This is a genomic window from Acinetobacter sp. VT 511, from assembly GCF_001077515.1.
Lineage (GTDB): Bacteria > Pseudomonadota > Gammaproteobacteria > Pseudomonadales > Moraxellaceae > Acinetobacter > Acinetobacter schindleri.
Genome location: NZ_LFRE01000058.1, coordinates 138,612 through 158,680 on the forward strand (window position 1 = coordinate 138,612; position 20,069 = coordinate 158,680).

At 41.3% G+C, this 20,069-nt stretch carries 17 protein-coding genes and 1 pseudogene; 14 read left to right on the forward strand and 4 right to left on the reverse strand.

Going from position 1 to position 20,069, the window contains the following annotated elements; genetic code table 11:
- Window positions 1-50: 50 nt before the first annotated feature.
- Both glnL and glnG read left to right on the forward strand, forming a co-directional pair.
- Entirely contained in the window at window positions 51-1,160 is a 1,110-nt protein-coding gene (gene glnL / locus ACS72_RS07010; RefSeq protein WP_048881680.1) for a nitrogen regulation protein NR(II), read from the forward strand.
- Window positions 1,147-2,619 carry a nitrogen regulation protein NR(I) gene (glnG, locus tag ACS72_RS07015; protein ID WP_048881681.1) on the forward strand — a complete coding sequence of 491 codons (1,473 nt, stop codon included), beginning with the start codon at window positions 1,147-1,149 and terminating at the stop codon, window positions 2,617-2,619. The genes glnL and glnG overlap by 14 nt, the downstream gene beginning before the upstream one ends.
- Before the next feature lie 59 nt (window positions 2,620-2,678).
- On the opposite strand, the gene ACS72_RS07020 is transcribed toward glnG, so the two are convergent.
- From ACS72_RS07020 to mnmG, 3 genes and pseudogenes are all read right to left on the reverse strand, one after another.
- On the reverse strand, window positions 2,679-3,005 hold the full coding sequence (locus ACS72_RS07020; protein ID WP_048881682.1) for a hypothetical protein: 327 nt from the start codon (window positions 3,003-3,005) through the stop codon (window positions 2,679-2,681).
- 128 nt (window positions 3,006-3,133) lie between these two features.
- Window positions 3,134-4,347, reverse strand: a pseudogene (gene mhpT, locus ACS72_RS18990) (3-(3-hydroxy-phenyl)propionate transporter MhpT).
- Window positions 4,348-4,652: 305 nt separating this feature from the next.
- Window positions 4,653-6,533, reverse strand: a complete 1,881-nt coding sequence (gene mnmG, locus ACS72_RS07030; protein ID WP_048881683.1) for a tRNA uridine-5-carboxymethylaminomethyl(34) synthesis enzyme MnmG — start codon at window positions 6,531-6,533, stop codon at window positions 4,653-4,655.
- Window positions 6,534-6,798: 265 nt separating this feature from the next.
- Between mnmG and ACS72_RS07035 the strand changes: the two genes are divergently transcribed.
- The 8 genes from ACS72_RS07035 to purD all read left to right on the forward strand — a co-directional run bounded on the left by ACS72_RS07035 (window position 6,799) and on the right by purD (window position 14,825).
- On the forward strand, window positions 6,799-7,143 hold the full coding sequence (locus tag ACS72_RS07035; protein WP_004894381.1) for a hypothetical protein: 345 nt from the start codon (window positions 6,799-6,801) through the stop codon (window positions 7,141-7,143).
- 126 nt (window positions 7,144-7,269) lie between these two features.
- The gene (locus ACS72_RS07040; protein ID WP_048881684.1) at window positions 7,270-8,160 is read left to right on the forward strand and encodes a bile acid:sodium symporter family protein; all 891 of its coding nucleotides are present in this window, start codon (window positions 7,270-7,272) and stop codon (window positions 8,158-8,160) included.
- A gap of 81 nt (window positions 8,161-8,241) precedes the next feature.
- On the forward strand, window positions 8,242-9,129 hold the full coding sequence (locus ACS72_RS07045; RefSeq protein ID WP_048881685.1) for a bile acid:sodium symporter family protein: 888 nt from the start codon (window positions 8,242-8,244) through the stop codon (window positions 9,127-9,129).
- A 135-nt stretch (window positions 9,130-9,264) separates the two neighbouring features.
- Window positions 9,265-10,167: a 50S ribosomal protein L11 methyltransferase gene (prmA, locus tag ACS72_RS07050; protein WP_048881686.1), complete on the forward strand. Its 903-nt coding sequence runs from the start codon at window positions 9,265-9,267 to the stop codon at window positions 10,165-10,167.
- A gap of 14 nt (window positions 10,168-10,181) precedes the next feature.
- Complete coding sequence (locus ACS72_RS07055) at window positions 10,182-11,060, forward strand: DUF3426 domain-containing protein (protein WP_048881687.1); 879 nt, start codon at window positions 10,182-10,184, stop codon at window positions 11,058-11,060.
- A gap of 400 nt (window positions 11,061-11,460) precedes the next feature.
- Window positions 11,461-11,730, forward strand: a complete 270-nt coding sequence (fis, locus tag ACS72_RS07060; protein WP_001086304.1) for a DNA-binding transcriptional regulator Fis — start codon at window positions 11,461-11,463, stop codon at window positions 11,728-11,730.
- Between the two features lie 94 nt (window positions 11,731-11,824).
- Window positions 11,825-13,399 (forward strand): bifunctional phosphoribosylaminoimidazolecarboxamide formyltransferase/IMP cyclohydrolase, encoded by a 1,575-nt coding sequence (purH, locus tag ACS72_RS07065; protein WP_048881688.1) that lies wholly within the window; start codon window positions 11,825-11,827, stop codon window positions 13,397-13,399.
- A 142-nt stretch (window positions 13,400-13,541) separates the two neighbouring features.
- On the forward strand, window positions 13,542-14,825 hold the full coding sequence (gene purD / locus ACS72_RS07070; RefSeq protein ID WP_048881689.1) for a phosphoribosylamine--glycine ligase: 1,284 nt from the start codon (window positions 13,542-13,544) through the stop codon (window positions 14,823-14,825).
- A gap of 51 nt (window positions 14,826-14,876) precedes the next feature.
- Here purD and ACS72_RS07075 read toward each other — a convergent pair whose 3' ends face one another.
- Window positions 14,877-15,890: a hypothetical protein gene (locus ACS72_RS07075; RefSeq protein WP_048881690.1), complete on the reverse strand. Its 1,014-nt coding sequence runs from the start codon at window positions 15,888-15,890 to the stop codon at window positions 14,877-14,879.
- Window positions 15,891-16,013: 123 nt separating this feature from the next.
- On the opposite strand from ACS72_RS07075, the gene ACS72_RS07080 reads away from it, so the two are divergent.
- The 4 genes from ACS72_RS07080 (at window position 16,014) to ACS72_RS07095 (ending at window position 19,827) form a co-directional block, all read left to right on the forward strand.
- A complete protein-coding gene (locus ACS72_RS07080) occupies window positions 16,014-16,571 on the forward strand; it encodes a GNAT family N-acetyltransferase (RefSeq protein ID WP_048881691.1) in 558 nt (185 codons plus the stop codon).
- A 589-nt stretch (window positions 16,572-17,160) separates the two neighbouring features.
- Window positions 17,161-18,036, forward strand: a complete 876-nt coding sequence (locus tag ACS72_RS07085; RefSeq protein ID WP_048881692.1) for a MetQ/NlpA family ABC transporter substrate-binding protein — start codon at window positions 17,161-17,163, stop codon at window positions 18,034-18,036.
- A gap of 73 nt (window positions 18,037-18,109) precedes the next feature.
- Window positions 18,110-19,135: a methionine ABC transporter ATP-binding protein gene (locus ACS72_RS07090; protein ID WP_048881693.1), complete on the forward strand. Its 1,026-nt coding sequence runs from the start codon at window positions 18,110-18,112 to the stop codon at window positions 19,133-19,135.
- Window positions 19,132-19,827, forward strand: coding sequence for a methionine ABC transporter permease (locus ACS72_RS07095; protein ID WP_004812614.1), 696 nt, complete (start codon window positions 19,132-19,134; stop codon window positions 19,825-19,827). Before ACS72_RS07090 ends, ACS72_RS07095 begins: the two co-directional genes overlap by 4 nt.
- Window positions 19,828-20,069 lie beyond the last annotated feature (242 nt).

Sequence of the window (20,069 nt, forward strand, 5' to 3'; positions counted from 1 at the left end):
GCTTTATGAAGATGCCATTGCGCTATTTTAATACAGGAAAACCATCGCTAATGGATCAGCCCCTTTCCATCGACTATCGCCTTTTGGTGGACAACCTGACCACTGCTGTCATGCTGATTGATAGCAACCTGAATATCTATTACCTGAACACTGCCTGCGAGGCCATGTTCGATATCAGCTTGTTACGCGCATTTGGCACACCGGTATTAAATATCCTGCAAGCCCCTACAGATGAGTTCAATACTGAAGAGTCGCTGTATAACACCCTGCATACTGGACAACCTTATACCCGCCGTGAAGCGACCATTATTGTCAATTTTAAAGATATTCATGTGGATTATACGGTTTCGCTACTGAATGCAGGCAAACCACATCACCCCTTATTGCTGATTGAGCTGAATCAGCGTGACCGTATGCTGAAAATCTCGCGTGAAGAAAACTATATTCAGCAACATCAGGTGGCGCGCCAGTTGATCCGTGGTGTAGCACATGAGATCAAGAACCCGCTTGGTGGTATTCGTGGTGCAACTCAGCTTCTCGCACGTAGCCTGGATGATCCGAAATACAAAGAATTTACAGATATTATTATCAGTGAAGTGGATCGCCTGAGAAATCTGGCAGATAGTATGCTGGGTTCACGTCAATTGCCAAGCTATGAAATGGTCAACGTGCATGAGCCTTTAGAACGTGTCCGCTCACTGATTGTAAATCAGACCAAAAAGAAAATTAAAATTACCCGGGACTATGACCTGTCCCTGCCAGAAGTTTTAGCAGACCGCGATCAGCTGATTCAGGTCATGCTGAATATCTGTGTGAATGCGGTTCAGGCGATGACTGAAAACAAAGACTTCTTTGTCGAGCATCAGCCTGAACTGATTTTAAGAACCCGTATTCAGCGTCTATATACTATTAATGGTGTGATTCATCGTTCAGTGGTACGCATCGACATTGAAGATAATGGTCCGGGTGTACCAGACGATATTATTGAAGCCGTTTTCTACCCGCTTGTGACCAGCCGTGCCAAAGGAACCGGCCTGGGCCTCAGTATTGCTCAAAATATAATGCACCAACATAACGGAATGATTGAATGCCAGTCAGTTCCAGGAAAAACCATATTTAGCTTATTTTTACCTTGGGAGTCAGATCATGTCGCGAAATAAAATATGGGTGATTGATGACGATCGTGCCATGCGTTGGGTACTCGAAAAAACATTCAAAGAAGAAGGTTTCGACGTTACCAGTTTTGAAGAAGCCCAGTCAGCACTTGATCAGCTGAGTGTGGATGTACCAGATGTGATCCTGACCGATATCCGAATGCCGGGTATAGATGGCTTAACCTTTTTAGGTAAAGTCAAGAATACTAATCCTGATTTGCCTGTTATCATTATGACGGCGCACTCGGATCTGGAATCTGCAGTATCAAGTTATCAGACCGGTGCATTCGAGTATCTGCCAAAGCCATTTGATATTGATGAAGCGCTGGCATTGGTGAATCGTGCCATCCTGCACATCACCAAGTTACAGCAACAGGAATCTGCAAAAGCGGCTCCAACAATTCAATCGACTGAAATTATCGGTGAATCTCCTGCAATGCAGGAAGTATTCCGCGCTATTGGCCGTCTATCTCAGTCGCATATTACCGTTTTGATTAATGGTGAATCAGGTACAGGTAAAGAATTGGTGGCACATGCTTTGCACCGCCATTCACCACGTAGCAATAAGCCATTTATCGCCCTGAACATGGCAGCGATTCCAAAAGACCTGATTGAGACTGAATTATTCGGTCATGAAAAAGGCGCTTTTACCGGTGCAAATACGCAACGTCAGGGCCGTTTTGAACAGGCCAACGGCGGTACGCTGTTCCTGGATGAAATTGGTGACATGCCATTTGAAACACAAACTCGTTTGTTACGTGTCCTAGCTGATGGTGAATTTTACCGTGTAGGTGGTCATATTCCAGTCAAGGTTGATGTGCGTATCGTGGCAGCAACTCACCAGGATCTGGAAAAACTGGTACACGATGGCCGCTTCCGTGAAGACTTGTATCACCGCCTGAATGTAATTCGTATTCATATTCCTAAACTGGCACACCGTTCTGAAGATATTCCAATGCTGGCACAGCATTTCCTGGCACGTGCAGGCAAAGAGCTTGGTGTCAATCCGAAGATTCTGCGTCCTGAAACTCAGGAATATATGCAAAAGCTGCCTTGGCAAGGAAACGTGCGTCAGCTGGAAAATACCTGTCGCTGGTTAACGGTTATGATCACAGGTCGTGAAGTTTATCCAGAAGACTTGCCACCTGAACTGAAACAGATTCCTATCCAGCAGGACAATGGTGCACCAATTCCAAATCTGAATCAGGTTGCTCCGCATCATTGGGATGAATTACTGAACCAATGGGCAATTCAAAAGCTAAAAAATGGTGAGATGAAGATTCTCGACATCGCAACACCAATGTTTGAACGCACTCTGATTAATGCAGCCCTTCAGCAAACTCGTGGCCGTAAACGCCATGCTGCTGAGCTTTTAGGTTGGGGTCGAAATACATTGACGCGCAAACTTAAAGAGCTGGGTATGGACAGTGCAGATGATGATGTTGAAGAAGAAGTTGAAGGTTAATTTTTAAAGTTAGCCACAAAAAAGCGCCAATTGATTTGGCGCTTTTTTCATTCTGAGATTTAAGCAGTAAGGCCAATATAACGTGAATAACCTTCCACACCCAGATCCGATTTTAAAATTATAAATTCCGGATAAATACTTGCAGTCAACTCTGCAAACATATTGACCTGATCATCATTGGCATGTAAATCATCCACAGTATGTTGCATGGTCTGTTCAAACTCATCGGTAATGTATTCAAAACCAATATCCATAGCGATAAAGAGCGTATGTTCGCAAGGTTGGACATATTGTTCTTCTTGCCAGTTAATAATCTGTTGCTGGCAATGTAGGCAGGTAATATTGTCGGTCGCGTCTATATCCAGCTCAATTAACTGATAGCTCATATCTCAATTTCGTTTTTTAGTTCAACTTATATTAACAAAAACTACCTGTTAAATAATCTGTCTAAATATCTTCAAATAAAAAAAGCCAGCCATCAGACCAACTTTTTTTCATAGATAGATCACTTAAATTAATGCTTGTTTTGTGTCTTATAACGGGACAGAGCAGTGACTGCCACAGCAGAAATCACCACAGCCGGCAAGCTGGCCCACAGAATACCTGTTGTTCCCAAGCCCAATGCCAGAATCTTGCCAGATAAAAGTGGACCAGTCATGGCACCCAAACGCCCGAGTGAAATCGCACTTCCCACTCCCGTAACTTTACCTGCCCCTGAGTAGAAGATTGGAGAAATACCATATAGGATAGATTGACCACCGGTAGAGAAAATTCCACCCATTAAACCGGCCAGGATCAGCAATGGAATTACTTTACTGGTAAAGAGTAGAATCAATACAATTGCCAGGCCTACATAAATTATAGCACCCGCTCTTGCCAGAGTTTCAGGCGATCTAATAAATAACCTAGCCCTAAAGTACCAATTACAGCACCAACCTGGAAGATCAGCATGATACTAAAAGCTTCCTGCTTGGAAAGCCCCTGTTCCATCAGTAAATTTGGTAACCAGCTGATCAGGATATAGTTAATCATTAAGGTAAAGAAAAAGCCAAACCACAATGGCACAGTACGTTTATATTATTCCTGTTTAAACAGTACTTCAGCCATATTGGGTACTGCGACCTGTTGCTCAGTCGTTTGGGCTTTAACAGCACTCAGTTTATCTTTTAAAATCAAAGCCATGAAAGGCAGCAGGACCAATGGTGTCAAACCACCGATCAGGAATAGTGTTTGCCAGCTAATGTCCTTAAAATAGATTGCCAGCCCGGCAACAAAAATCGCACCTACAGGCAAACCACAATACATTAAGCTATTCAGCTTACCCCGGTTACGTTCAGTCGCCTCATCCCCCACTACTGAAATCATGGTGGGCATCGCAGCCCCTAAGCCCAACCCCGTCAGGAAACGTGCCGCATATAAAATTTCAATACTTGGTGCGATCGCTGTAAGTGCAAAGAACACCCCGAAAATAGCCACTGACAGCATTAAGACTCGTTTCTGACCTAAATAGTCCGCGATTCGCCCACCAAAGAAAGCGCCGAACAACATACCAAAAACGCCGAGACTAAATACATAGCCCATTTGCACCTGATCAAGTGCAAACGTTTCTGCAATACCTTTGGCTGCAATTCCAGGGGCTTGTAAATCAAAGCCTTCAAAAAATGCGACCCAGAAACACAAAAATATCACCAGAAATTTTTGTATTTTTTCCTTTTGTGTCAACATCATGATTCATCTTCCTCAATTCTAGGCTTTTTTGGCTTAGCCCACTGCCTAATTGTTAATCTAATCCTTTCGAATAAATAGCACTACAATGGTAGGATTTGAAATGTAAAAGTTTGCTTTTTCACCCCCAAATAAGACTTAAAAAAAATTACAGTGATTTTATTTTTAGATGAAAAATTATAAATATTATTATTTTTTAATTATTTATTTTATTGGTAGCTTTTAACTATGGAATCATTCATCTCGGTGATTGTTAACTTTTATTTATAAAAAAACCCGCATTTTGCGGGATTTTTTAACATCAAATCTTAGGCAGATTTTTTTGTTTGTGCATTCTTGCGAATCGTAATCATCACCAGTTGGACTGCAGCAGGGGTTACACCCGGAATACGGCTTGCTTGTGCAAGCGTTTCAGGACGAACATCTTTTAACTTCAAGGTAATTTCACGAGAAAGACCTGAAACGATGTCATAGTTAAAATCAGTAGGAATCTTGGTTTCTTCCAAACGCTTCATTTGCGCTACATCTTGGTGCTGACGATTAATATAACCTTCGTATTTCACCGCAATCTCAATCTGGTCGCCCACCTGAGCTGACACGTCAGAACCTGTTAATTCTGCAATTTGAGCAAAGGTAATATTTGGACGTTTTAACAAATCAATCGCTGAACATTCTTTAGAAAGGTCTGCACCTGTCATCTCAACGAATTTTTTACCCATTGGATTGTTTGGTGCTGCCCAAAGATGTTGTAAACGACCTGTTTCACGTTCAACCGCTTCCATTTTCTCGCAGTAAGCCGCCCAACGCTCATCATCCACCAGACCCATTTCACGACCGACTGGTGTTAAACGTTGGTCTGCATTGTCTTCACGAAGCATTAAACGATATTCCGCACGTGAAGTGAACATACGGTACGGTTCTTTGGTACCTAAAGTGATCAAGTCATCAACCAATACACCCATGTACGCTTCATCACGTTTTGGTGTCCATTGCTCTTGATCCCACGCACGACGTGCTGCGTTCAAGCCTGCAAGTAAACCTTGCGCACCTGCTTCTTCATAACCTGTTGTACCGTTGATTTGACCTGCAAAGTACAAGTTATTAATCGCTTTGGTTTCCAAAGTGAATTTCAACGCTTGCGGGTTGAAGTAATCGTATTCAATCGCATACCCTGGACGAAGAATGTGTGCATTCTCCATACCACGGATTGAGCGCACCAATTCAAACTGCACATCAAATGGCAATGATGTTGAAATACCATTTGGATACAACTCGTGCGTATCTAAACCTTCAGGCTCCAAGAACACTTGGTGAGAGTCTTTATCGGCAAAACGATGAATCTTGTCTTCAATGGATGGGCAGTAACGTGGACCGACACCTTCAATCACACCGGTATACATTGGTGAACGGTCTAAACCACCACGAATAATGTCATGGGTTTTTTCATTGGTATGGGTAATCCAACAATTCACTTGCTCAGGGTGCATAGATGCATCACCCATGAACGACATGGTCGGAGATGGGAAATCACCCGGCTGCGGCGTCATCACAGAAAAATCAACTGAACGTGCATCAATACGTGGTGGTGTACCTGTTTTTAAACGACCCACAGGTAAGTTTAATTCACGTAAACGATGTGCTAAAGAAATTGATGGTGGATCACCTGCACGACCACCGCTTGATTTTTCAAGACCAACGTGAATCACACCACCTAAGAATGTACCCGCAGTTAACACTACAGTTTTGGCATCGAAGCGAATACCCATTTGGGTAACCACACCTTTAACGGTATCGCCTTCAACAATCAGGTCATCCGCTGCTTGTTGGAAAATATCAAGATTCGCTTGGTTTTCTAATGTTTCACGAATCGCAGCTTTATAACGTACACGGTCAGCCTGCGCGCGCGTCGCACGAACCGCAGCACCTTTACGTGAGTTTAAAATTCGGAATTGGATACCGCCTTTGTCAGCAGCAAGTGCCATTGCACCGCCCAAGGCATCAATTTCACGCACCAAGTGCGATTTACCAATACCACCGATGGCTGGGTTACAGCTCATCTGCCCTAAAGTCTCAATATTGTGAGTTAAGAGTAAAGTCTGTCGACCCATACGCGCCGCAGCCAATGCTGCTTCCGTACCTGCGTGACCGCCACCGATCACAATGACATCGTATACTTTAGGATAGTGCATAGTGGTATTTGAGAGATTAAAAAAGGATAGCCGAAGATTATAGCAAAAATTGCAGAATAGTTGACAAATTCAGTGGAATTAATTCAAGGTCACCCTATCGTATTTTTATAAACCTTCTTAATTGTCACTTAATCTTTCATTTTTTAGCAAAACACCGATAAATCAATACATAGAGCTTGTATTGGTTACCTGATCACAATTGTATGCAGCTGAGTATTTTCTAAGATGTAAATTTGACGCCACACGAAGAAAAAAGGTGAAATAAATGGATAAGAAAATATTATTTTCAATAATGCTCGGTGCACTATCAGTAACAGGCATGGCAACTGCAAATGATAAGGTTGCTAAGGTTTACAATCCAGATTTGTATCAGAAAGTCTGTAAAGGCAAATCAGCTGGTGATGCCGTAACTTTTGCTCATCGTGGCATTATCTGGAACGGCACCTGTGAACCACAGTTTTTTTCCAACTCTAAAACAGCCTTAATGGGTGATGAAGCTGAAATTTACAGTGCTTGTCAGGACGCTTCTGGAAACACCACAACCACCGTTAATGGTCAGGAAATTAGTGGTAAATGTGCCTTGGGCTTCACTCCTCCTCGACCTAAATAAACCTCTTTGAAGTGATAAAAGAATAAATGGGCAAAATTGAGGTTTTGCCCATTTTCTATTGATTATTTAATAATTTACGTTAAACTTAATTTAAAAATGAAGATCCAATAATAAAAAGGACATTCTATGGATTCGGTATTTTTTGTTTTTTTATTGCCGGTACTGCTGGCAATTTTAATGATGGGGTTAGGACTTGAATTACGCGTCAAGGATTTTATTCGTGTACTCAACTATCCTAAGGTCATTTTTATTGCCTTATTTATCCAGCTGATCCTGTTGACCAGTCTGGCTTTTCTGATTTGTATCATATTGGATTTGCCGCCGCTACTGGCTGTGGGTTTAATGCTGCTGGCAGCCTCTCCGGGTGGACCAACGGCCAATCTGTTCAGCTACCTATATAAAGGTGATTTGGCGCTCAACTTCACCCTGACTACAATTAATACTTTTATATCGATCTTCACCCTGCCTTTTATTGTTAATTTATCCTTACATTTTTTCCTGGGCAGTGACGATACCATTACCATGCCAGCCATGAAGATGGTTCAGGTATTTTTTATCATATTACTTCCTGTTATCTTCGGTATGGCATTACGGGCTAAATTCCCAAGGCTCACAATCACTGTCAATCGCTCAATGCGTATTTTCGCAATTGGCTTCCTCATTGCATTATTTGTATTTGCAGTCGTACGCGAACGCCATAATCTGATGGAATATTTCAATAGCATCGGAATCGCGACCGTAATTTTTGGCTTTTCCAGCCTGTTTATTGGTTATTGCCTACCTTTACTGCTTGGTATTCCAGACCGTCAGGCACGTGCTTGTACCTTTGAGGTGGGCATTCATAATACCGCTGTTGCCATAACTATCGCTATTACCGTATTAGGCAATAATACTATTGCCATCCCTGCGGGTATCTATACTATTGTCATGTACACTCTTGCCACCTTTTTTGGCATTATCCTGAGCCGTCAACGCATCATTTATCAGAAATCTAAGCATCGTTTATCAGATTTGTAAACACGCTATGTAAACCATAATTTCCTCTGTATGCTGGACTTAAAAATAGATAAAAAAGACATTTAAATAAGGAGTATACAGATGGATTCTGGCTTTATTACCATATTGTTACCACTGGCTTTAGCGATCATTATGATGGGGCTTGGACTTGAACTTACCCCACGTGACTTTAGCCGAGTTACCCGCCATCCCAAAGCTGTACTCATCGCACTTTTCTGTCAGCTGATTATTCTGGTGGGAATCGCCTTTGCACTATGTAAACTACTAGCTTTACCACCACTTTTATCAGTCGGTTTGATGCTCTTGGCTGCTTCTCCAGGCGGTGCCACAGCCAACCTGTTTAGCTACCTATTCAAAGGTGATCTGGCGCTGAATATTACTTTAACAGCAATCAACTCAGTCATTGCTGCAATTACCCTTCCTTTAATTATTAACTTTTCGATCTTGCACTTCATGCAGGATGGTCAGCAAGTTGGCCTGCAATTTGGCAAAATTCTGCAGGTCTTTGCGATTATTCTGATTCCAGTTGGGATTGGCATGCTGATTCGTCATTATGCACCAGGTGTGACAGCAAAACTGAATCGACCACTGCGGATTTTTGCTATTACTTTTCTGGTTCTTATTATTGCCGCAACCATTGTGAAGGAACGTGCCAATATCAGTGAATATCTGACTCAAGTCGGACTGGCAACTGCCTTATTCTGTATCCTCAGCCTTGGCATCGGCTATCTGGTTCCACGACTCCTTAACATTAATAGCGCTCAAGCCCGCGCCAGTGCTTTTGAAATCGGCATTCATAACAGTACCCTTGCGATGACCATTGCCCTGACCGTGATTGGCAGCTCAGCAGTAGCAATGCCAGCGGCAGTTTATTCTATTTTTATGTATATATTTGCTGCAATTTTTGGCACTTTACTGAATCGACTTGTACCGCTTCAGGTACAAAAACCCCTGACAAATCTAGATTAGATAAAGTCTAAAACCTTTAAAAGGATGTCTCAGGCATCCTTTTTTTTATTTACACCTGCACAGCAATCTAGCCGCACAAAAACCGGAACTTCCGTTACAATAGCTTTTTGAAAAGATATACATAAGGTTATTTCTGTGAAGTGGTTACAAATTCATATTACGGTTGATCAGGCTCAGGTTGATTTCACTGAAACATTACTCAGCTCGCTGGGTGCGGTGAGCGTGACGCTGGATGATGCTGAAAATCAGGATTTACTTGAACCACTTCCAGGTGAAACACCGTTGTGGAATAAAGTGATTGTTACCGGTATTTATGCACAAGAAGAAGGCGAAGAAATCGATGTCGACGCACTCGAAACCTTTATTCGTGCACAAATGCCTGAAGCGCCTATCCGTCATGAATTTCTGGAAGATCAAGCTTGGGAACGCACCTGGATGGATGCTTATGAACCAATTCAGATTTCTGACAAGTTCTGGATTGTGCCAGAATGGATGGAACCACCTGAAGCAGATGCAGTAAATATCAAGCTCGATCCAGGTCTGGCTTTTGGTACAGGCAATCATGCTTCTACTTTCCTCTGCCTGCAATGGCTGGGGAAAACAGATCTCAAAGACAAAACCGTCATCGACTATGGTTGCGGTTCAGGCATTTTGGCTGTTGCTGCCCTGCTACTTGGCGCGAAAAAAGCATATGCAACCGATATTGATCCACAAGCAGTATTAGCCACTCAACAAAATGCTGAACTTAATGGTGTACTTGATCGGCTTTATGTAGGCTTACCGGAAGAATTTAACGAAGAGCTTGGTGCAATAAAGGCAGATGTTTTCGTTGCTAATATCTTGGCAGGTCCACTGATGATGCTTGAACCGCACTTTGCAGAATTGGTAAAAGCTGAGGGTGAATTCGCACTTGCGGGTGTTATTGAAGAACAAGTTACTGATGTTACTAGCATTTACTCTAATCATTTTGATATATTAGAAGTAGCGAAGCGTGATGAATACTGGTGTCGAATTTCTGGTAAACGCCATAAGAATTAAATAAGCGTGAATGTATGAGTGATAAACGAACCCTCTGCCCGACTTGTTCCACAATCTACAAAGTAACGGTTGCTCAGTTAACCATTGCTCAGGGTATGGTTTGTTGTCCCAAATGCACCACCTCATTTAATGCACTTTCTCATCTGGTGACCGAACCTCAGCCTTCGGCCACTGGCACCCCCCCTGAAGCTAATGTTGAGTCTCTTAGTCCAGCTCAAGCTACATCACAATTTGATGCAGACTTATATAACAGCAAGATTTCTTCTCGCCTCAACAATCTTCTACATATTTTTGATGAAAAAGTTGAAAACTCGAATATTGATCTCAAAACCTATTTGAATAATCTGAACTATTTTAGTACCGAGCCCATCAGTGCCCTTCCAGCCATGAACTGGGAAGAAGATACAGATGACAGAAGTCAGCGCTCTATCTTGCAATATATTGGCTGGACAGCAATAAATGTATTGTTACTCGGCATATTGGTTTTTCAGTTCTTCTGGTTTAATCCACAGTACTTAAAGAATAGTCATATGATGGGTACAGCGTTTAATGCTGTTTGTGATGTATTCAATTGTTCTAATATGGATGAGCATTACGACCTGATTAATACCAGGAATGTTAAAGTCACGGCATCAGATTCGAAGCAAACCCGATTTACAGGTGAGCTGATCAATTATCATGATCGCAGCCTGGTCATGCCAGTTTTGCGTCTCGACTTAAAAGACAATGGGGTGATTACTGCTTCTTATACGCTTTCACCGTCAGAATACCTGATTGAAAGTTTAGTGAGCATCCAGCGTATTCCAAAAAATAGTCCTTTTAAATTCGACTTTCAGGTTCCAGTCAAGCGAAAAAGTTTCGATAGCTATAGTTTAGAAATAATTCGTCCTTGATATTGAAAAAAACTATCAAAAAAGATAAAAAAACTAAAAAAAAATGCAGTTTTCTTGCTCACTTTTTTGTAGACAATGGTATTATACGCGCCACGAAAGCTATGTGCTGCCAACTCTTCGCTAATTTTTCACAACAAATACAGTCTTGCTAATGCGCTCTAACACTTATTGCGTATCATGCAGATTTTTTTGTTTGATTTTTGGTCGGTAACAAAAATTTAACAATTGTTACGCTTATATTTCGACCAACTGGCTGAGATGTGTCAAGCTACATGCTCAATGTAATGACCATGTTTTAGAGCTTCTGTTTTAGGATCTAAAACAGAAGCTCATTTAATTTATAGACCACTTTTATATATCACTTTACCCAAGTGGTATTTGATTTTTCGGATTAATTCGCATGAATAGCAAATCTCCTATTTTTACTGCACAATCTGATGTCGCTCTTCGTATTCACGTAGATCGCGCAGTTCGCCACTATTTTGCACAACTGCAAGGCGAGCAACCTTCTCAGGTGTATGACATGGTGCTGGCAGAAATGGAGAAGCCTCTTCTATCTGTAGTTCTAGAATATACGCGTGGTAACCAGACCCGCGCTGCTGAAATTCTCGGCTTAAACCGCGGTACTTTGCGTAAAAAGTTAAAAGCACACGGTTTAATGAGTGAATAAATGATAAAATGCTTGCGTTAATCGCAGGCATTTTTTTTGACTGTAAATTAGCTATTTAGATTTAATCTGTTCCTTGGTAACTGTGACGAAGATCATGACTATTAAACGCGCTTTAATCTCTGTTTCCGACAAAACCGGTATTGTCGAGTTTGCACAAAACCTTGCTGCTCTAGGGGTAGAAATTTTATCTACTGGCGGTACATATAAATTGTTGAAAGACAATAATGTCGCTGTAGTTGAAGTTTCAGAGCACACTGGTTTCCCAGAGATGATGGACGGCCGTGTAAAAACACTACATCCGAAAATTCATGGTGGCATTCTGGCTCGTCGTGGTCTAGACGAAGCTGTGATGGCTGAACACAACATCGATGCGATCGATCTTGTCGTTGTTAACCTATATCCATTTGCTGCAACTGTAGCAAAACCAAACTGTTCACTGGCCGATGCGATTGAAAATATCGACATCGGTGGTCCAACTATGGTTCGTGCTGCTGCAAAAAACCATGCTTCTGTCGGTATCGTAGTGAATGCATCTGACTACGCAACGGTAATTGCTGAGCTTAAAGCTGAGGGTGCTTTATCTTATGCAACCCGTTTTGACCTGGCAGTGAAAGCATTTGAACATACTGCGCAATACGACGGTATGATCGCATCTTACTTAGGCGCGCGCGTAGGTGTCGAGGAAGGTCCGGCTGACAAGTTTGCTCGTACTTTCAATACACAATTGAACAAAGCTCAAGACTTACGTTACGGTGAAAATCCGCATCAGTCTGCTGCATTCTATGTAGATCCAGCTGCAACTGAAGCTTCTGTTTCAACTGCAAAACAGTTACAAGGTAAAGAACTCTCTTATAACAACATTGCGGACACAGACGCTGCACTTGAATGTGTTAAATCATTTGCGAAACCTGCTTGTGTGATCGTGAAACACGCGAATCCATGTGGTGTCGCAGTATCTTTAGACGGTATCAAAGCTGCTTATGACTTGGCTTATGCAACCGACCCTGAATCTGCATTCGGTGGCATTATTGCATTCAACCGTGAATTAGATGTTGAAACTGCACAAGCGATTGTTGACCGCCAATTCGTTGAAGTAATCATCGCTCCTAGCATTGCTGAAGGCGTGCTTGAAGTCACTGGTGCGAAGAAGAATGTACGCGTACTAGTATGTGGCGAACTGCCGAAGATTGACGAACGTGCTGCACAACTTGACTACAAACGCGTAAACGGCGGTTTGTTAGTTCAAGATCAAGACTTAGGCATGATTACGAAAGATGATCTTAAAGTTGTGACTAAACGCGCACCAACTGAACAAGAAATTGACGACATGATCTTTGCCTGGAAAGTAGCGAAATACGTAAAGTCTAATGCGATTGTTTATGCGAAAAACCGTCAAACGATCGGTGTAGGCGCTGGTCAAATGAGCCGCGTGAACTCGGCTCGTATTGCTGCTATCAAAGCTGAACATGCAGGTTTAGTCGTTGAGGGTGCAGTAATGGCGTCTGATGCATTCTTCCCATTCCGCGATGGTATTGATAACGCTGCAAAAGCAGGTATCAAATGCATTATTCAGCCGGGTGGTTCTATGCGTGACGAAGAAACGATTGCAGCAGCTGACGAAGCTGGTATTGCAATGGTGTTCACTGGCATGCGTCATTTCCGCCACTAAGTTGTAAAATTTAAAAATAAGCCCTCCTTTCTATAAGGGGGGTTTATTATGTCTGTATTGATTTGCATCTTGCGTTAAGATGTTAATGATTTTTAAGCCGAATTAGGCTTTGGGAATTTCATTTTCGAGGATTATTCTAAAGATGAACATTTTAGTTTTGGGTAGTGGCGGTCGTGAGCATGCATTGGCGTGGAAAATCGCACAAGACGATCAAGTTACAAAAGTTTTTGTAGCGCCAGGTAATGCAGGTACTGCAACTGAAAATAAATGTGAAAATGTCGCTTTAGACATTCTCGACAACCCTGCGATTATTGATTTTGCCAAAAACAATGCAGTTGAACTGATTATTGTCGGCCCTGAAGCACCGCTTGTAAATGGTGTGGTTGATGCTTGCCGTGAAGCGGGTGTAAAAATTTGGGGTCCAACGCAGTTTGCTGCACAGCTAGAAGGCTCTAAAGCTTTTGCCAAGCACTTCTTAAAACGTCACAACATTCCAACAGCATTCTATGATGTCTTTACTGAAGTAGATGCAGCGAAAGCCTTTGTTGAGAAAAATGGTGCGCCAATCGTGATCAAGGCGGATGGTCTTGCTGCAGGTAAAGGCGTAATTGTTGCCATGACCAATGAAGAAGCATTCGATGCCATTGATGACATGCTTGCAGGCAATAAATTTGGTGATGCAGGTTCTCGCGTAGTCATCGAAGAATTCCTTGCAGGTGAAGAAGCATCATTCATTTGTATGATTGATGGCGACAACATCTTGCCGATGGCAACTTCTCAAGACCATAAGCGTATTTTTGAAGGCGACCAAGGTCCAAACACGGGTGGTATGGGTGCTTACTCTCCTGCGCCTGTGGTGACGGCAGACGTTTTTGAAAAAACCATGAATGAAGTGATGCGTCCTACTGTTGAAGGTATGAAAAAAGACGGTCATGTTTATACAGGTTTCTTATACGCAGGTTTGATGATTGATGAACAAGGTCAACCTAAAGTGATCGAGTTTAACTGTCGTTTTGGTGACCCTGAAACTCAGCCAATCATGATGCGTTTAAAATCATCATTAGTTGATTTGGTTCAAGCAGGTATCGAAGGTAACTTACCTGCGGAAGCTGAATGGGATGAGCGTAAAACTGTTGGTATCGTGCTTGCATCTCGTGGCTACCCTGAAACGTCTAGCAATGGCGATGTGATTTCAGGTTTAGACACAGAAATGGCTGATGCCAAAGTGTTCCATGCAGGTACGAAAGCACTTGAGAATGGTGATATCGTGACTGCTGGTGGTCGTGTACTTTGCGTAACTGCACTGGGTAATACGATTGGTGAAGCGCAAGCGAAAGCGTTAGAACTTTGTGAAAAAGTAACGTTTGATGGTGTTCAATATCGTAAAGATATTGGTTACCGTGCGATTGCACGTGAAAATGCTTAATTCAGTTTAAGCATTAAAAAAAACCCCGCTGAGTGCGGGGTTTTTTACTTTCTACAATGGATTTAGTGACGGAAATAAGCCACATATAACAGCCATTAAATAACTGCCTAATGCACCTATTACAACAGCACCCATTATTTTAAGAAACACCCCAAAAAGTTTCTCTTTTCTTTTTTCAATTAAGTTCAGGTCACCCTTATTTATATTCACATAAGACAAAAACGGGTAGAAGTCTAAAAAGTTTTCAATAAGTTTACCAACCCCTCTCGCGATCATTATAATTAAGAAAGATATTCCTAATATTTGAATAAAGAAGATCGCTAATTCTTGAACATTACTTCCTTTAGTAACAAAATCATTAATATTTTTTTGCAAATAAAACATAAACCCAAATATAAATAGGCATGAGAAAATTGCAGAAAAAGTATCTGAATAAGTTTGTAATCTTTTTATGATATTACTTTTATAGTTATCACTATTCGTTCGCCCACTTACCCATGTGTCCAACAAATCTACTATATTCTTAGCTTTGATATAGTCATCATATTTGACACGAACTTCTACAGTAGGCATTACTCTCACAAATAGGGCTTTCATTGGTGATGGCAACTGATCATCATTAATAACCTCATAAGAAGTTAATTTAGAAGAAATTTCAATTTTTATTTGATAGTTTTGGAACTTTTCCTCATTACCATATTTTATTGCATATTCATAAATAAGTACTACAACTCTTGTTGGACTACTACCTCCTGTAGCATAACCATTAAACTCCTCAAAACTTCCGAATACTGCTTGCGACTTATCACGATGCACAACAATTATCGAAGAGTTAAATGCGACAAGATTTTCCCCTCGCAAAGCTTGCCCGATCATATAATTCAAATTTTCTATGTCGTCATATTCCAACATTAAATTATTTGAATAGCTTTTACTCAAAGAAGTTTTAGGTTTTGTAATTTGTTGAAATATATCCTGACAAGCTTCAACACTCACAGCATGTCCTGAGAAAGTAACAACTCCCCCTGAAGACCCACTATTGTCAGATCTCATAATGTTTGTCATGTTTTTGATTCTTTTTTAGATTTATTCTTTATATTGTATTAATTTTGCAATTAAATGAATAGTATTTAATTAACACCATACCAAATTTTCTTCTTTGAAAATCAATCAAATATATCTAAATAAATGAATATTACTATTTCCATCCCTCACCTCATCCTCCGCCAGTGGCAAGATTCCGACACTGCCCCATTTATCCAAATGTGCGCAGACGATGAAGTCATGCGTTATTTTATAAAAAAACTCGATGCTTCTGAAGCCACTGCATTTATGCAATGCTTAAAAGATGCCATCGAAACACGTGGTTGGGGTTTATATGCAGTAGAGCTGAAAAGCTCTGGCGAATTTATTGGCTCTATTGGGTTACACGTGCATCCGCCTGAGTTTGAAGTGGCAGATGCACTTGAGATTGGGTGGCGCTTGTTACCGCAATACTGGAATCAAGGCTATGCAACTGAAGGAGCCAAAGCGGTACTGAAATATGCCTTTAGAACCCTACGCCTCGAGAAAGTCATTTCTTTTACTGCATGCGTCAACACGCCATCAGAACGTGTCATGCAAAATATTGGCTTAGAAAAAGTAGGAGAATTTGACCATCCGCTTGTATCTGCCGATCATATCTTGTGTAGACACGTACTCTATGAAAAACAGCGTTCGGATTATCTGCATATTCCCTTTTGTTAAAATATACTTGCAGTATCATGACCTGAGAAAACCAAGATCAGATTCTGCTTCGCCTATTGAGCATGAAGAAAAGATTTATGTCGTTAAGATAGAATTTTCTTGATTTCCCAAAAAGCAGATATTTTTCTTATATTTATCTATATGCATTTTTATGCTTAATATCGGCAAAAATATTATAAAGATCATCTTTTCATCAGAATGAATATTCAATTTATTTAAAGTAAAAATAATATATTGTAATTACTAACATTTTTATGAATTAGCTATTCACTTAATCAGATAAGCAATCATTTTTTATTCACTATATTGAATAAACAATAATTGGTATGATTGCGCCCATCCAGAGCATCATTTACGACTATATCTTTAAATAATCTCTATTTACTTTCTCCAAATAGAAAAAGTATATAGCGTTTGGTGAACTCTAAACCGATCAAACTAACGTGAACTATTGCAGTACATTTGCATTTTCCCGGCCAGAGTCAAATGCAATATTGATCTAAAGTCTGAGGAAGAGATCATAAAACTCCTCTTTCACATGACCTTAAAATGCATATACTTTAGGCAACACGAGAATTAGGACATCTTTATGAAAAAGCTACTTGGCGTTTTACTCAGTGCATCTGTACTGACTTTAACTGCATGCGGAAAACAAGAAGCCCCTGCAACGGATGCAGCACAAAACAAAGATTCAGGTGAACTGCAAACAGTGACTATGGCTTCTACAGGTTCAGATGCTGATATCTGGCGCTACATTGCCACTTTACCTGAAACCGCGCAGGCCGGCATCAAGCTGGATGTAAAAAACTTCACTGACTATGTGTCGATGAACACTGCTGTTGCCAATAAAGAAATTGATGTTAACGCATTCCAGTCTTATGCCTATATGGTGGCTTATAACGACGCCAATACACAAAAGATTGCTCCACTTTCTACGACTTATCTTGAGCCAATGGGGATTTACTCAAGCAAAGTAAAAAAAGTAGAAGACTTTAAAACTGGCGCTACAATTGCCATTCCAAACGACGGCGCAAATGAATCACGTGCACTGTTATTATTGCAATCTGCGGGTCTGGTAAAACTTAAACCAAACTTTGATCTGGTTAAAGGGACGCCTGCTGACATCACTGAAAATGCGAAACAGATCGTGATCAAGCCGATTCAAATGGCAACAGCAGTACGTGTAAAAGACGAAGTCGATGCGATTGTTTTAGGTAATACCCTGGCAATGGAAGGTGGTCTGAACGTATTGAAAGATGCAATCTACTATGAAGCCATTGATCAAAGCACTAAAATGAACGTGAACGTTTTAGCAGTTGCAGCCGATCGTCAAAATGATCCTGTACTTCAAAAAGTTGGCCAGTTGTATCATACTCCTGCTGTGAAAGCCTATGTTGATGAACACTTCGGCGGTACAAAGGTTGCGGTAAACAAACCGGTAACTTATTTGACCGAAGCAAAGTAATACAATAATCAATACTCAAAACAGGCAAGGATAACTTGCCTGTTTTTTTATTCGTGATGCAGTATTTGACACTATGATTGAATTTAAAGACATCTCCAAACAGTACGAGCTGAAGGGTCAGACCTTACATGCCCTGAACCGGATCAACCTGCAGATTCCGACTGGCAGTATCTTTGGTATTATTGGCTATAGTGGTGCCGGTAAAAGTACCCTGATTCGCCTGATTAACCTGCTGGAACGACCAACTTCGGGCCGGGTAATAATTAATGGTACAGATTTTACTGCTTTGGATGCCAAATCATTGCGTCAGGAACGTACCCAGATTGGCATGATTTTCCAGCACTTTAACCTGATGCAGACCAAAACTGTGGCTGCCAATATTGAAATGCCAATGAAACTGCTTGGCTGGAGTAAAGCTGAACGGGAAAAGCGTCTTGAAGAATTGCTGGACTTTATTGATTTAAAACATAAACGCAATGCTTTTCCAGATGAACTTTCTGGCGGTCAGAAGCAGCGTGTCGGTATTGCCCGTGCCTTAGCGAATCATCCAAAGATCTTGTTATGTGATGAAGCAACCTCAGCTCTCGATCCGCAAACCACCAAGTCTGTACTGCAACTGCTGAAACGCATTAATCAGGAACAAGGCATTACGATTGTGATGGTCACTCATGAAATGGATGTGATTGAAACTGTATGTGATTATGTGGCAGTCATGGAAAAAGGTGATGTGATTGAAACTGGCTCTACCTTACAGATTTTCAGTCAGCCTCAGCATCCGACCACGAAAAACTTTATCCAGACGGTGCTCCAGCAAAACCTGCCCGTAAATATTCTGACGAATCTGGAAAATCAGAATCATCACAGTATTTATTGTTTAAAGTTCCTGGGTAGCTCAGCGCAGGAAACTGTGATTCAGGGCGTGATTAAACAGTTTGATATCAGTTTGAATATCCTGTTTGCCAATATGACTGAAATTAATGGTTCGGTGATTGGACAGATGTTTATCCAGCTTCTCGGTGATCCCGCGCAAATTACAGCTGCAATACAATATCTCCGAGATAACGGCGTACAGGTAGATCAGGCAGGAGTACAGGAATGAGAGACTTAATTGTACAGTGGCTTACTACGATCACTGCGCCTTTCTGGAAAAGCTCGCTGTCGATGGACCAGTTCGTGACTGCACTGCAAGAAACTTTCCATATGGTGTTCTTCGCGATGCTGTTTGGTTGTATCTGGGGTTTTATTCAGGCGATTACTCTATTAGTTACTCGTCCAAATGGAATTTTGCCAAACCGTGTGATTTATCATGGTCTAAATCCGATTGTAAATGCACTGCGTTCCCTGCCATTTATTATCTTGCTGATTGCTGTTATTCCACTGACTAAATTTCTGGTTGGAACATCAATTGGTACTTGGGCAGCGATTGTGCCTTTGACCATTTATGTGGGGCCTTATATCGGCCGCTTGGTGGAAACCTCTCTGCTGGAAGTCAACGAAGGCATTATCGAATCTGCCCAAGCCATGGGTGCAACACCAATGCAAATTATTTTCAAGTTTATTCTGCCGGAAGCGCGTAGTTCGCTGATTCTGAATCTTACGACTGCCACCATCAGTCTGATTGGCGCAACAGCGATGGCAGGTGCTGTCGGCGCTGGTGGTATTGGTGATCTTGCAATCTCTTATGGTTACCAGCGTTTTGATACCTCAGTGGTGATCATGACCGTGATTGTATTATTGATCCTGGTGCAGATTGTACAGAGTGTGGGTGACTGGTTATCCCGACTGCGTTAAGTTAATTCTCTGAGTAAATAAAGCCCTCTTTTTGAGGGTTTTATTTTTCATACTAAAGTTCATAAAGCGCATATCATTATTAGAAATTTTCATTTAAAAAAAATCACACTTTATTAGCTATTAGAAATGGCGACATGGATGTCGCCCGTTAGCTTGTGATATAGGGATATATCATCAAGCTAACAGAAGATTTTTGTTACCTTGCGCAGCAGTGCTGCTCATCTTTCAAAAGTAAAGTAAGA

What these genes read in the sequence shown, in the direction of transcription:
- glnL (WP_048881680.1), top strand. Translation starts at nt 51, where the DNA reads ATGGATCAGCCCCTTTCCATCGACTATCGCCTTTTGGTGGACAACCTG.
- ACS72_RS07040 (WP_048881684.1), top strand. Translation starts at nt 7,270, where the DNA reads ATGGATTCGGTATTTTTTGTTTTTTTATTGCCGGTACTGCTGGCAATT.
- ACS72_RS07055 (WP_048881687.1), top strand. Translation starts at nt 10,182, where the DNA reads ATGAGTGATAAACGAACCCTCTGCCCGACTTGTTCCACAATCTACAAA.
- fis (WP_001086304.1), top strand. Translation starts at nt 11,461, where the DNA reads ATGAATAGCAAATCTCCTATTTTTACTGCACAATCTGATGTCGCTCTT.
- ACS72_RS07095 (WP_004812614.1), top strand. Translation starts at nt 19,132, where the DNA reads ATGAGAGACTTAATTGTACAGTGGCTTACTACGATCACTGCGCCTTTC.
- purH (WP_048881688.1), top strand. Translation starts at nt 11,825, where the DNA reads ATGACTATTAAACGCGCTTTAATCTCTGTTTCCGACAAAACCGGTATT.
- ACS72_RS07080 (WP_048881691.1), top strand. Translation starts at nt 16,014, where the DNA reads ATGAATATTACTATTTCCATCCCTCACCTCATCCTCCGCCAGTGGCAA.
- ACS72_RS07090 (WP_048881693.1), top strand. Translation starts at nt 18,110, where the DNA reads ATGATTGAATTTAAAGACATCTCCAAACAGTACGAGCTGAAGGGTCAG.
- ACS72_RS07020 (WP_048881682.1), bottom strand. Translation starts at nt 3,005, where the DNA reads ATGAGCTATCAGTTAATTGAGCTGGATATAGACGCGACCGACAATATT.
- ACS72_RS07035 (WP_004894381.1), top strand. Translation starts at nt 6,799, where the DNA reads ATGGATAAGAAAATATTATTTTCAATAATGCTCGGTGCACTATCAGTA.
- ACS72_RS07075 (WP_048881690.1), bottom strand. Translation starts at nt 15,890, where the DNA reads ATGACAAACATTATGAGATCTGACAATAGTGGGTCTTCAGGGGGAGTT.
- purD (WP_048881689.1), top strand. Translation starts at nt 13,542, where the DNA reads ATGAACATTTTAGTTTTGGGTAGTGGCGGTCGTGAGCATGCATTGGCG.
- mnmG (WP_048881683.1), bottom strand. Translation starts at nt 6,533, where the DNA reads ATGCACTATCCTAAAGTATACGATGTCATTGTGATCGGTGGCGGTCAC.
- ACS72_RS07085 (WP_048881692.1), top strand. Translation starts at nt 17,161, where the DNA reads ATGAAAAAGCTACTTGGCGTTTTACTCAGTGCATCTGTACTGACTTTA.
- glnG (WP_048881681.1), top strand. Translation starts at nt 1,147, where the DNA reads ATGTCGCGAAATAAAATATGGGTGATTGATGACGATCGTGCCATGCGT.
- ACS72_RS07045 (WP_048881685.1), top strand. Translation starts at nt 8,242, where the DNA reads ATGGATTCTGGCTTTATTACCATATTGTTACCACTGGCTTTAGCGATC.